A 13,670-nucleotide genomic window follows, 5' to 3' on the forward strand; every position below is an offset into this window, starting at 1 on the left:
ATTTGCTGTATGAAAAAAGCTTATTTTAACTGGAGTTCTGGAAAAGACTCTTCATTAGCATTATACAAAATATTACAGCAAAAAGAATACGATGTGCAAAAGTTGATAACGAATGTAAATCAAGACTATCAACGTGTTTCAATGCATGGTTTGCATGAAGATTTGTTAGATGCACAGGCTGAAAGTATAGGGATTCCTTTAGAAAAAATATATTTTCCTGCTGAGGTTACAATGGATTTGTACAATCAGAGAATGAAGGAGAAAACAGCTGAGTTAAAAGAAGCAGGGCTTGTAAATGGTATTTTTGGAGATATTTTTTTGGAGGATTTAAGAGCTTATCGTGATTCGAAACTGCAAGAAGTAGGAATTACAGGTGTGTATCCGTTATGGAAACAAGATACAAAAGAGTTACTTCGTGAGTTTTTAGCCCTAGGTTTTAAAACAATAACTGTTTGTGTGAATGCAAAATTGTTAGGAGAAGAATTTGTAGGGAGAGTTATTGATGAAGATTTTATTAATGAACTTCCTGAAGGGGTAGATGTTTGCGGAGAAAATGGTGAGTTTCATACCTTTTGTTATGACGGACCTATTTTTAAGAAACCTGTGGAGTTTGAAATAGGAGAGAAGGTGTTGAAATCGTATACTTTGCATAAAAGTGATGATGACAATTGTTATCAAGATTCAAAGAAAACTAAGAAAACAGAGGAAAGCTCCACTAAAAACTATGATAGAAGTTTTTGGTACTGTGATTTACTGTTAAAAAAGTAATTTGCTTATTGGTTCTAATAAATTTTTTGCTGGGGAATTTTCTAAGCAAGAGCTACATGTATTGTACATAAATAAGCAGTCGATAAAATCGGTTAGCATGTGTAGTAAGAGTCCTAAACCGATAATGTTATAAGGTCTTTTCAAAAAAAGTAAGATAATATACAGTCCTATTGCATAGTAAGAGTGGAATATATGAAAACCAAAACTACATCGATTGGGGTCAAATATAGGACTTGCTAATAAGTGATCTACATCTACCAACATGGTAGCAAGTAGTAATAGTGCAATTTTTTTCCAGTTATTTTTAAAAAATAGATAGGCTATAATTACAGGGAAACCAAAATGTAAAAAGTAGTGAATAAATGTTTGCATTTGCTTAAAGCTTAAACCACTTCTTTTTCTAAAGCTAAAAAATGTGTGATTTCCGAGTTGTTATTGTTATGTAGTGGGATTATGTATAGTTCACATTTATAGGTAGATTTATCTTTTCTGTAATTAATGATTACATCTTTAAATGGTTTTCCCTTTAAAAGTTTTGTTTGAATCCTTTTTCTAGTAGTTTCCTTTGTTTTTTCTCCTTGTAAAAAGCGTGGGGTTTTGTTTAATGCAAATTCTTTTTTGTAGCCCGTCATTTTGGTAAAACCATCACTTACCCAAATTATTTTCTTTTGTATATCGGTAAGAACTAACGATTCATAATCGTTTTCTTTTATAATAGATGTAATGTTATTTTTCCAGTTGAAGCTTTTTGAAAATGTTTTTATAAGTTTTAAGTCACTGTATAGTTCTTTTTCAATAAACAAGTCTTGAATTCCCCAACTTAAAAGATTTATACTTTTTTTAGATGAAGGATTAAGGTCATCAGCAATTTTAACGTATTCTTCTTTGTCTAAATTTGATACATAAATATCTAAAGACATCATTTTATCAAAACTATTTTTCATATCTACTAAATAACTACTTTTTTTAGTAAAACTAAAATTTTTCAAAAACACCTAGACCAAATAAGGCAAAATCATATTTAACAGGATCTTTTTTATCAAACTTTCTTAGAGTTACATCAAGTTCTTGAATGGCTTTCCAATCGTTTTGCTTTCTAGTAAGAATTTTTAATTTTCGAGCAATATTTCCTGTATGTACATCTAGCGGACAATGTAAATGTGCTGGAGAATGTGTTTTCCAAATACCTAAATCGACTCCAGTTGTATTGTTACGAACCATCCAACGTAAAAACATGTTAATTCTTTTGGATGCAGAACCTTTTAAAGGGTCAGAAACATGTTTTAAAGTTCTTGATTGGTGTGGAATTTCAAAAAACACTTGTTTAAAGTTATGAATAGCATGCTGATAATTATCGGCATTATCTTTTGGTTGTAACACAGCCTCTAATCCGCCATGATTTTGGTAGATGTTTTTTAACGATTGAACAAAGAGTTTAAAATCATCAGCATTAAACGTTCTGTGTACAAATCCGTCAAAATTAACTAAATCTTCTTCAGAATGATTGAGGACAAAATCGTACGGAGAATTTCCCATTAAATCCATCATTTTATGGGAGTTGTTAATAATCATTTTACGGTTTCCCCAAGCAATAGTTGCAGCTAAAAAACCAGCGATTTCAATATCTTCTTTTACCGAAAATTGGTGTGGAATTTGAATGGGGTCACTATCAATAAAATCTGGATTATTGTATTGTATTACTTTTTCGTCTAAAAATTCTTTGAGCTCCTTTTTGTTCATTTTATGCTAAATCTCCTGCAAAACTAAGCAAAACAAAAAAAGCATTGTAACAAGCGTGTAATAAGATGCTCCATTGTAAACCAAAACGAACCCTGATAAACCCTAAATAACCACCTAAAATAGTTTGCGGAGCTACTAGTATTGGAGCTAATAAAAGTACGTTGGTGGTAATATTAAAGTTAGTTAAATGTACCAAACCAAAAAGTAGCGCAAATACATAAAAGGCTACTTTAAAAGTTTTTTTACCATGAAATAAAGTAATTGGTGCTCTAAAAAATAACTCTTCAAACAAAGGAGCTAAAATGATTGTAAGAAAAGCAATAAACCATTTGGTATGCGCTTTTAGTAATTCTTCCATAGCATGTTCATTCATGTTTATCAAACCTAATTCTTGAACAAGAAGAAAAAGAGGTGATAATATTGCACCTGTAATAATGCTTATGAAAAGGAGGTGAAAGAATTTTTGAAACCGATATGAAATATCTTGGTTGGTATCTTCTTCTAAAACAGGATTTTTTAAATAGGTAACAAGTTCTTGAAAAGTTTCTTTCATGGGAGTGATTTATTAATTAGTAGCAAGAAACTTTAAATAGTTACATCATTCAACAATAATTCCGTCTTTCATTGTAAGCGTTCTATCAGCCATTTTTGCTAATTCTTTGTTGTGTGTAACTAATACAAACGTTTGTCCAAACTCATCACGTAATTTAAAAAACAATTCATGTAAGTTTTTTGCTGAGGTAGAATCTAGGTTTCCTGAAGGTTCGTCAGCAAAAATAACAGAAGGCTCATTAATTAAAGCTCTGGCAACAGCAACACGTTGTTGTTCTCCTCCAGAAAGCTCGTTAGGTTTATGATTTTCTCTATGCGATAATCCTAAAAAGGCTAGTAATTCTTTGGCTCTTTTTTCGGTTTCTACTTTTCCTTTTCCTCCTATAAATGCAGGAATACAAACGTTTTCTAAGGCTGTAAACTCTGGTAATAACTGATGAAATTGAAAAATGAATCCGATGTGTTTATTTCGGAACGCAGAAACTTTTGTGTCGTTTAAATCTTTGATAGAAACACCATCTACCAATAATTCGTAGCTCTGATCTTTTAATGGTTTATCTAAGGTTCCTAAAATTTGCAGTAAGGTTGTTTTTCCTGCTCCTGAAGGACCAACAATAGCTACAATTTCTCCTTTTTTTATATGAAGATCAACGCCTTTTAATATTTCTACCTCTCCGTAATGTTTGTGGATGTTTTTAGCAACAATCATAGTATTATTTTCTAAGTAACGAAAGTATAAAAAAGAAATCAGATAAGCTTTAATGCTTATCTGATTTCAAACAATACATAAACGTGTATTTAAATTATGTTTTTAATGTTGTTGTAATCGATAAAATAAACTAATCGAACTGAAAACCTATGCTGCATACTTTGATCAAAAAGTTTTGAGATGTTGTTTTTAAAATCAATGTTTGCAGGAGCAAAATCATGATCTGGCCTTATAGAATTTCTGTAAAAAAATATTAATTGGCTACCCGGAGCAAATTGCCATTGATAGTTTAGATCTAAGTTCCAACTATTAAAGTTTTTATCGTGCTCTCCTTGGTAGTTGTTTTCTGTAAGTTCTCCATTTTCTTCATTTAAACTAAAATACTTTCCTTGATATGGAACTTTACTCCAGTTATGTCTAAATGATAATGATACTGCAGATTTTGTACTAAAGGTATATTTTCCTGTTAAAGAATTGTCGTATGTAGCCCAATCTCGTTGACCAAAAATAATATGATCTTTTAATGGTGCTAAAGAAGGTTTTTCTTGCACATCGTCTTCACTAACTTTTGTAACATATCCTTGATCGTTATTGGTTTTTCCGTACCTGAAACCATAAATTAAAGAAAATTTGTTTGTAAAACGATATCTTGGTGAAATTCTGAATCCGTAGTCTTCTTTAGGGTTGTAGTTATAAAAGGTATAATACCAATTATAATCTATTGCAAACTTTTTTCTATAATCGGTAGAACCCCAATGGTTCACATTCAGCCTTTCAGGTTTGTTAAAGTAGATGCCACTTGTTGTTCCTTGTCTTGGTTCAAAAAAGTCTTTTCGTTCTGTGCTATAATTTAAGTTTCCTCCAAAGCTGAATCGATTTTTGGTATCAGCCCAAAAAGATAGGCCAGCATTGGTACCAACATAAGTTCCTGGGTTGTGCAAAAAGTTAAAGTTATAGTATATGTTGGCCCCGTAATTATTAAATATTCCTTTAGGTTTTAATAAACGGTAACCAACAAAACCATAAATAGTTTGTTCATTATTACTAAAAAGAATCCCCATATCATTAGGGTTGTAGTCTTTGTTTTCAAAATTGTATCCAATTTCTCCACGCCAATTTCCAGATTGTTTACCTATACTGGTATCAAAAGCGTATCCTGTATTAGGGTTGTCTTCATCATCAGAAATATTACTCATTTTAAAGCTACCATCTATATTATACTTACTTTCTTTGTCTTCAACATGCCAAATCAATCCAGTAACATTTGCATCTCTAAACCTTCCATCACGAGTTACATTGGTATTGATTAAGGTTATCGCAGAGTTTTGATTAAATTGCTGATCTAGTACCATAATATTGTAGTTAGAAAAAGGGTTTACTGTAGTTTTATAGGTACTAACATTCGTAATAGTGTCTAATCCATTAATTGTTTGCTCAGTTCTTTCAACAGTAGCTTCTGTTTTTTCGGTAATAGCGTTAAAAAAACCTACACCTAAACCTCCTTTGGTTCTTCCAGATATTTTTATGGCGTTTAGCATTTGAACTTTATCAGGAACATCTATAACTTCATCGTTAACTTTTTTCCCATCAGTAAATTCTTCATCGTCTCTTCGTTCACCAGAAAATTGATCTATTGGTCTTCCTCCAATTCTTCTTGAATAAAATAGGCGTCCTTTACTAAATAGTTCAGTTCCTTCAGTAAAAAACTGACGTTGTTCTGTAAATTGTTGTTCAAAAGGACCAAGGTTTAAGGTAACATTATCAAAACCTACTTGGCTAAAATCAGGAATTAAAGTAGCGTCTAAAGTAAAGTTTTCGGTAATTCCATATTTTACATCCATACCTACACTCCAGTCAAAATCAGTATTACCATCTTTAGTGGTGGTAGTAGCGGATGCGTATGGGTAAAAGTTTAATCGAGTAGGAGGTTTTATGTTGGTGAAGTTTTCATATAAACCATCATATTGTGTCCAGTTTCCTTGTTGGTTATCAATATGATTCCATGTAAATTGAGCATTTAAATTCAATGCTTTTCTGTGGAAGTTAATTCCCCATGATTGAACCGGAACATTGGCAAAACGTAAAGCTCTGTAAGGAATCTTCATTTCTACAACCCAAGAGTCTTCATTAATACTAAAATCACTATCCCATACAGCACTCCAGTTAAAATCTTCATTTCCGTTTGATACTTTTGAATCTGCTTGCGCACCAGAACTGGTTACAATAAATTCAAAAGGATTTTGTCCATCATCGTTAGGGTTAATGGTTATTAAAAAGAAATCACTGTTACCAATATTGTCTCTGTTAGTATACTCAGCAGGTATTTTAGATGGTTCAGGATCGTACATTTTAGCACTGATGTAAATAGCATTATCATCGTACACTAATTTTACTACTGTTTTATGGGTGTCAGGTTCTGCTTTTCCGTTATCAGGACGCATCATTACAAAGTCTTTTGCGGTAGGAACATTTTTCCAAGCAGCATCATCTAATTTTCCGTCAATTTTTGGAGGTGAATCTACACGTATTACGTCTAGTTTTTTTCTATTTTGGTTAATTGTTTGGGCATTTGTAACTCCTATAAAGAAGAAACAGGTTGTAATAAATGCTAAAACTTTAAGCATAGTTGATTGAGATATAGTATTAGTTGTTGGGCTAAATTATTATGATTAGGATAAATAAATCACAAAATCATGTTAATTACGGTAAAGACCTGTTAAAAAAAAGAATGTGACACGTTAAAATGTTAAAAAAATGCAAAAATGAAAATTATAATAAAATTGATTTTAATCATAAATTAAAGTACAATTTATAAGGTATTATAAATTGAATTTGTATTTTTGTTCGACTTTAAAAATTCATATCTAATGAACTTACACGAATATCAAGGTAAAGAAATATTAAGCAGTTTTGGCGTTCGTATTCAACGTGGAATTGTTGCAAATACTCCAGAAGAAGCTGTTGAAGCAGCGAAGAAATTAACAGAAGAAACAGGTACTGGTTGGCATGTAATCAAAGCTCAAGTACACGCAGGTGGTCGTGGAAAAGGTGGTGGTGTTAAGTTAGCTAAAAACTTAGATGAGGTAAAAAGTATTGCTGATGACATTTTAGGAATGATGTTAGTAACTCCTCAAACTTCGGCAGAAGGTAAGTTAGTTAACCAAGTGTTAATTGCTGAGGATGTATATTATCCTGGTGATAGTGAGCCAGATGAATTTTATATGTCAGTTTTATTAAACCGTGCTACAGGTAGAAACATGATTATGTACTCTACTGAAGGAGGTATGGATATTGAAACTGTGGCAGAAGAAACTCCACACTTAATTTTTACAGAAGAAATTGATCCAGGAACAGGATTATTACCTTTCCAAGCTCGTAAAATTGCTTTTAACTTAGGTTTAAGCGGTGGGGCTTTAAAAGAAATGGTAAAGTTTGTTACTGCTTTATATACAGCATACATCAAGTCTGATTCTTCGATGTTTGAAATTAACCCAGTATTAAAAACATCTGATGATAAAATTATGGCAGTAGATGCTAAAGTATCGTTAGATGAGAATGCATTATACCGTCATAAAGATTATGCTGCAATGCGTGATTTACGTGAAGAAAACCCAATTGAGGTAGAGGCTAAAGCTGCAGGATTAAACTATGTAGATTTAGATGGTAACGTTGGATGTATGGTAAACGGAGCTGGTTTAGCAATGGGAACTATGGATTTAATTAAGCAAGCAGGTGGTGATCCAGCTAACTTCTTAGATGTTGGTGGTACTGCAGATGCACAACGTGTTGAAACTGCTTTCGGAATTATCTTAAAAGATCCTAACGTAAAAGCTATCTTAGTAAACATTTTTGGAGGAATCGTTCGTTGTGACCGTGTTGCTCAAGGTGTTGTAGATGCTTATAAAAATATGGGAGATAAAATTAATGTGCCTATTATTTGTCGTTTACAAGGAACAAACGCTAAAGAAGCAAAAGAATTAATTGACAACAGCGGAATGGAAATTATCTCAGCTACTGAGTTCCAAGAAGCTGCTGATAAAGTAGGAGAAGTTTTAAGCGCTTAAAACTTTTTTTAATTAATTCTTAGTAATATATTTAAAAAAACCTCACTGTTACAGTGAGGTTTTTTTGTTTCACTATTGGTTAGAGTATCCTTTGTTTTAATGATTGATATAGTTCGGTAACGAATTTAGTTTTTCTTTAAAAAAAAATAATTTCATTTCGCATTTGGGCAGCAACTAAAAAAGTTTAAAACTCTTGTAGCTTCTATTAATTGTTTAATTTGTTTTATTTACTATTTCATTAATAACTTGGTCTAATTCGTCTGTTGCTTCAAATAAATAGCTTAAACATTTATTTTTTTCTTCAGCAGACATCGATGCGTTATTTTGTATAGCATTTGAGATTCCTAGTATAGTAGCAATTGGTTTTCGTACTTCATGAGATTGTTTCCAAGCAATTTCTCGTAATCTGTTATTTTGAGATACTATTTTATTATAAGAGGGTTTTATAATCAATTGAAACTCTACAAAAATTATAATTATAGTTATAAGAGCTAATACGATTTCTATTATGACAATATTTGAAAGTTTTTGATCTGTTATTTCTGTTAAATCAACAACAATACTTTCCATTAAAGGTAAAAACTCATCGACATTTTTATTTATAAGTATTAATGAAGCATTGTTTAGATTTCCTTTTCTAATAATAGAATCGGTGTTGTTAATTATTTTAAGTCCAGTATTTAATTTTGAATATGTATCTCTATTAGTAATTTTTGAAGTTTTTAAGTCTTCACTTCCATTCATGATAGCTAATTGAGCAGTTTTCCAATTATTTAAAGTTGAAATTAACTGATCACGATTGTCATTTTGTAAGATAACATTTCGAAAAGAAAGTTGATTAATACGTTGGCTTAACATTCTTTGTTTACCACCGATATCTATTAAATGAGAGTCATTTTTTTTATCAAAAAGAAAATATTGTATAATAGCTTGATTAATTAATATAGTTCCAAGCATTATTGCCATTAATGTAAAGTATCGTATTTTATTTTTCATAAATTACACCAAACAGTTTTTGGCTTTTTACAATGTTTTTGAATTATTATGATAATAAATACTTGTAAATTACAAATTTTCTTTCAAAACTTCAATCTCATCACGTAATTGTGCTGCAACTAAAAAGTCTAAAGCTTTGGCAGCTTCTTCCATTTGCTTACGTTTGGTACGAATACGTTTTTCTATTTCTTGCTTAGGTAGGTATTCCAACTCTTGTTCGGCAGCTTTTTGCGCCACATTATCATAATGATAGGAGGTAATTGCATTTTTAGAAAGCGTATTGTCTATCTTTTTATTGATCTGTGTTGGAGTAATTCCATGAGCAGTATTGTAATTAATTTGCTTTTCACGTCTGCGATTGGTCTCATCAATAGTGAGTTGCATGCTATTCGTAATTTTGTCCGCATACATAATTGCCTTACCATTTACGTTACGTGCAGCACGACCTACGGTTTGTGTTAACGAACGGTGTGAACGTAAAAAACCTTCTTTGTCAGCATCTAAAATAGCGACTAAGGAAACTTCTGGTAAGTCTAATCCTTCACGAAGTAGATTTACTCCAATCAATACATCAAACAATCCTTTACGTAAATCTTGCATAATTTCTACGCGTTCTAAGGTGTCTACATCTGAGTGTATATAACGGCAACGTACTTGAATTCTAGTTAAGTATTTAGCTAATTCTTCAGCCATACGTTTTGTTAAGGTTGTAACTAAAGTACGTTCATCTTTTTCTACACGCACTTGAATTTCTTCAATTAAATCATCTATTTGATTTAAACTCGGACGGATTTCAATTTCAGGATCTAATAGTCCTGTTGGTCTAATAACTTGTTCTACAAATAAACCTTCTGTTTTTTGTAGCTCGTAGTCTGCTGGTGTTGCAGAAACGTAGATTACTTGGTTTTGTAAAGCTTCGAACTCTTCAAATTTTAATGGACGGTTATCCATTGCAGCAGGTAAACGGAATCCGTACTCTACCAAGTTTTCTTTACGACTTCTATCTCCGCCATACATCGCGTGAACTTGTGGTACAGTAACATGACTTTCATCAATCACCATCAAGTAGTCATCAGGAAAATAATCTAACAAACAGAAAGGACGCGTACCTGCTTCTCGTCCGTCTAAATAACGAGAGTAGTTTTCAATTCCAGAGCAATAGCCTAACTCACGAATCATCTCTAAGTCAAACTCAGTGCGCTCTTGTAAACGTTTTGCTTCTAAATGTTTTCCTATTTCTTTAAAATAATCTACCTGTTTTACCATATCCTCCTGAATTTGATGAATGGCGTTTTGTAGTATATCTGGAGAGGTTACAAAAAGGTTTGCAGGATAAATATTGAGTTTTTCTAATCGGGTAATAACTTCGTTAGTTTCAATATCGAAGGTTTCTATCTCTTCTATTTCATCTCCAAAAAAGTGAACTCTATATCCGTTATCTCCATAAGATGGATAAATTGTAACTACATCACCTTTTACTTTAAACGTTCCGCTTTTTACTTCAACTTCAGTACGTGCATATAAACTTGTTACTAAGCGATGTAAAAATTTGGTACGAGAAATTTGTTGATCAACTTCAATGGTGATGACATTTTTTTTGAACTCAGTCGGATTTCCAATACCATACAAACAAGATACCGAGGCTACTACTAACACATCTCGACGTCCTGAAAGTAGGGAAGAAGAGGTGCTAATTCGTAAACGTTCTATTTCATCATTTATGGATAAATCTTTCTCAATATACGTTCCTGTTACAGGAATATAAGCTTCCGGTTGGTAGTAATCATAATATGAAACGAAATACTCTACAGCATTGTTTGGGAAGAACTGCTTGAACTCAGAATACAATTGAGCAGCTAAGGTTTTGTTATGAGCCAATACTAATGTTGGACGGTTAACTTCAGCTACAACATTGGCAACTGAAAACGTTTTACCAGACCCTGTAACACCCAAAAGTGTTTGGTACTTTTCATCTGCTAAAATACCATTTGAGAGTTGCTTAATTGCTTGAGGTTGATCCCCCGTTGGTTTAAATTCTGAGTTTAATTCAAAGTTCATTCAACAAAAATACGGATAGTTATTTATGTGATGAATTTTAATTTCTTCTGAGTGTAAAATGCCCTTTTTTATCAATTATATTATCGTTAAGATCTTTTAGTTTGGCATGGAACCAGTAGTCGTTAGAAGGAAGTTTAATATTGTTATAAGTTCCATCCCAACCAAATTCTGAGTTATTATCGTTTATGACGTATAGAATTTTACCAAAGCGATTAAATATTTTAATATCTATTTCTTTAAAGAAGTTAGAGCTAACTCCATAAACTTTCCAATAATCGTTGAATCCATCGGCATTGGGAGTTAAAAACTTAGGGTAGCCAATTATGCTAGCAGAGGCTTTAGTAGGACTTTCGCATTTGTTAAGGTCTCTTATGTAAATAGTGGCAATACCAGGTTGTACATTGTTAAAAGAGTGATAAGTCCCACTTCCAACATAAGTAGTATCATCTAAAGAAAATTCATAACTACTATCACCATCAATACTAATATAAACACTGTTGTCGGTTTCGCTTTGAACATTTACTTCGACGTTTAAAATATTAGGAGGGGGAGGGTAGTTAACGGTAAATTTTTTAGTGTTAGCACATTCTACACTGTTTACTGTTTTGTATGTGGTTAAAGAAAACGTTCCTTCTCTAGTTAAGGGAAAATTATTACTGGTGCTAATGGTATTATTATTTTCATCTTTCCATTCAAACCGATCGTTTGAAGCATCTGCATTTAAGACAACAGGAGGATGCTCAGAAGGACTAATGCAAATAGTATAATTGTCTTGTAAATTAATTTGAGGATGATTAACAATTAAATCAATAGGAGATATACCAAAGCATCCGTTTTCATTTTCTATTTTTACCCAAATAGTAGTAGAACCTGAAATATATTCAAAAGGAAGAGGAGCAATTGATTTTTTAGCGTTATCTAAGGAAGAGAAAAAAGATACTTTTTCAAGTTTACTTAAACCTAAATCACTTATTATTTGACTTCTTTTAACTCTTAAATCAAATGACCCCTTATTTTCATCTGTACTATTTTCAGAATCTCTACAAACAGTTATAGGATTAATAATAAGTGCAGGTCTAAATAATGCTTCAATAGAAAAGCTTTCGATATCAGAGCAACCATTTATAGAAGTGGCCTTTGTGTAAATAGTTTGTGGATTAGTTTCGTTATAGAAGTTTTCAGGATCAGATATTTGATTTGTGTTATTTTGAGCGTCGATTAAACTTCTATAAAATTTATAGGTATGTGTATTGTCATTAGATATCTTATCAGTAATAGTATATAAATTAAATAAATTTACACCATCATTATCATCATCACACTGAACAATTTCTTGATTGGGGATTAATTTAGGTGCTGGAAATACAGTAACTCTTTTGTAGAGGGGAATATTTTTGTTATTAATATTGATCGTAGCTGTTACAGTATATTCACCAGAAATTGTGTATGTATGTTTAGGAGCTATTTCAGTACTAGAGTTCCCGTCTCCAAAATCCCACACTACGCTGTTTATAGGAGCGTAAGAATCTAGATTAAAGTCAAACGAGTCAAAAACACATTGATTTTCAGTAATAATTCTATTTCTAAAGTAAGATTGAATAAAAATAGGAAGGCCTTTAATAGATTCACTTTGATTAAGTTGAATAGCCATGTTTTTATAATCAGATTCAAGTTTATATTTATTGGGAGAGTTTATAAAACCAATGTTTTTAAGAGGGGATAAGTTGTTAATTTCATCTACGGGATTTTTTTTATCATATGTAGTAACATATATTTTTCCATTACTAGCCAACTGTAAAGAACCAAAAGAATAGTCATACGATTCAAAAATAGGAGTCTTTTTATCATATATGGGGTTGGAAGGAAAAGGGCTTTCAAAAAGGTATTGAACTAAAATACTGGAGTCAGTTCTTTGTCTTGCAGTATAATATAGTATTTTAGAGTTTGGAGAGAATTCAACACCATATGGGTAAGTTGGTGATAAAAGAGCTATATCTGTAAAAATTCTTTGTAAGAAACTAACATTACCTGTTGAATTATCAAAGTTATAAACATAAATATAAGAGCTGTTATAATCTGTAATAGCTAGTTTGCTACCATCAGGTGAAACCTTCATAGCACCAATAGCATTGATAGGCTCTTCAATAGTATTGTTTACTTGAGGTCTAATTAATCCTGTCTCATCAATTTTAAAAGCAGAAATATTCTCTATAGGAGAATCAAGTGAAGAGCCTCTATTCAAGGTTATAACCCAAATTGACTTTCCATCTTTGTGATGAACAGCGGTTAACCTTTCTGTAGTAAGGTTTTTAACTAAAGCATTTTTTCGTTTGACAACTCCATCAGGAAAGTTTACAGATATTTCTATCTCTGCTAAAAAAAGAGCAAAGGTTCCTTTTGGTAAAGTACTTTTCATGTATAAAAAGTAATAAACTTCATTAGAGTTTGGTTTAGGTATTATTAAGGAGTTTTGAAACAATTCTTTTTTATCACCTAAACTATCTCCTCCTTCTATGATTTGATGTTTTTTATTCCAAATTGTTTTACCGTCTGAATAAAACAGGAGTTTTCCTTGTGAGTCAGAGATAGACGTACATCCAGCTGGAGTTACCATTTGACTATCTTCACGAATGTTAACTATACCTTTATTAAAGGTGAGTCCTGCATTGTTTCCGAATAACCAGTTATCTGCTTCTCTTTGGGAAAAACAAAAAAAGGAGAAAAAACATAACAGTAAAAAGAATAATTTATCCATAGCTAGTTAATTGTTTCTTAACCTGCAA

General features: G+C 31.8%; 11 protein-coding genes. 2 read left to right on the top strand and 9 right to left on the bottom strand.

Going from position 1 to position 13,670, the window contains the following annotated elements:
- The first annotated feature begins 9 nt into the window (after positions 1-9).
- Positions 10-768: a Dph6-related ATP pyrophosphatase gene (locus VCM48_RS15045; protein WP_482271037.1), complete on the top strand. Its 759-nt coding sequence runs from the start codon at positions 10-12 to the stop codon at positions 766-768.
- Here VCM48_RS15045 and VCM48_RS15050 read toward each other — a convergent pair.
- The 6 genes from VCM48_RS15050 to VCM48_RS15075 all read right to left on the bottom strand — a co-directional run bounded on the left by VCM48_RS15050 (position 757) and on the right by VCM48_RS15075 (position 6,393).
- Complete coding sequence (locus VCM48_RS15050) at positions 757-1,140, bottom strand: DUF6122 family protein (RefSeq protein WP_482271038.1); 384 nt, start codon at positions 1,138-1,140, stop codon at positions 757-759. The genes VCM48_RS15045 and VCM48_RS15050 overlap by 12 nt on opposite strands.
- An 11-nt stretch (positions 1,141-1,151) precedes the next feature.
- Entirely contained in the window at positions 1,152-1,712 is a 561-nt protein-coding gene (locus VCM48_RS15055; RefSeq protein WP_482271039.1) for a PAS domain-containing protein, read from the bottom strand.
- Positions 1,713-1,743: 31 nt separating this feature from the next.
- The gene (locus VCM48_RS15060) at positions 1,744-2,508 is read right to left on the bottom strand and encodes a TIGR02757 family protein (protein ID WP_482271040.1); all 765 of its coding nucleotides are present in this window, start codon (positions 2,506-2,508) and stop codon (positions 1,744-1,746) included.
- Position 2,509: 1 nt separating this feature from the next.
- Complete coding sequence (locus tag VCM48_RS15065) at positions 2,510-3,061, bottom strand: CPBP family intramembrane glutamic endopeptidase (RefSeq protein ID WP_482271041.1); 552 nt, start codon at positions 3,059-3,061, stop codon at positions 2,510-2,512.
- A 45-nt stretch (positions 3,062-3,106) separates the two neighbouring features.
- On the bottom strand, positions 3,107-3,769 hold the full coding sequence (locus VCM48_RS15070) for an ABC transporter ATP-binding protein (RefSeq protein WP_121147041.1): 663 nt from the start codon (positions 3,767-3,769) through the stop codon (positions 3,107-3,109).
- An 89-nt stretch (positions 3,770-3,858) separates the two neighbouring features.
- Positions 3,859-6,393, bottom strand: a complete 2,535-nt coding sequence (locus VCM48_RS15075; protein WP_482271042.1) for a DUF5916 domain-containing protein — start codon at positions 6,391-6,393, stop codon at positions 3,859-3,861.
- A gap of 243 nt (positions 6,394-6,636) precedes the next feature.
- Here VCM48_RS15075 and sucC point away from each other — a divergent pair, with 243 nt between their 5' ends.
- Positions 6,637-7,833, top strand: a complete 1,197-nt coding sequence (gene sucC / locus VCM48_RS15080; RefSeq protein WP_099216529.1) for an ADP-forming succinate--CoA ligase subunit beta — start codon at positions 6,637-6,639, stop codon at positions 7,831-7,833.
- Between the two features lie 213 nt (positions 7,834-8,046).
- On the opposite strand, the gene VCM48_RS15085 is transcribed toward sucC, so the two are convergent.
- The 3 genes from VCM48_RS15085 to VCM48_RS15095 form a co-directional block, all read right to left on the bottom strand.
- Positions 8,047-8,799: a hypothetical protein gene (locus VCM48_RS15085; RefSeq protein ID WP_482271043.1), complete on the bottom strand. Its 753-nt coding sequence runs from the start codon at positions 8,797-8,799 to the stop codon at positions 8,047-8,049.
- 99 nt (positions 8,800-8,898) lie between these two features.
- Positions 8,899-10,887, bottom strand: a complete 1,989-nt coding sequence (gene uvrB, locus VCM48_RS15090) for an excinuclease ABC subunit UvrB (RefSeq protein ID WP_482271044.1) — start codon at positions 10,885-10,887, stop codon at positions 8,899-8,901.
- Positions 10,888-10,924: 37 nt separating this feature from the next.
- Positions 10,925-13,642 (bottom strand): T9SS type B sorting domain-containing protein, encoded by a 2,718-nt coding sequence (locus VCM48_RS15095; RefSeq protein ID WP_482271045.1) that lies wholly within the window; start codon positions 13,640-13,642, stop codon positions 10,925-10,927.
- Between the last annotated feature and the right edge of the window lie 28 nt (positions 13,643-13,670).

The organism is Tenacibaculum sp. DPLXC6 (assembly GCF_056815515.1).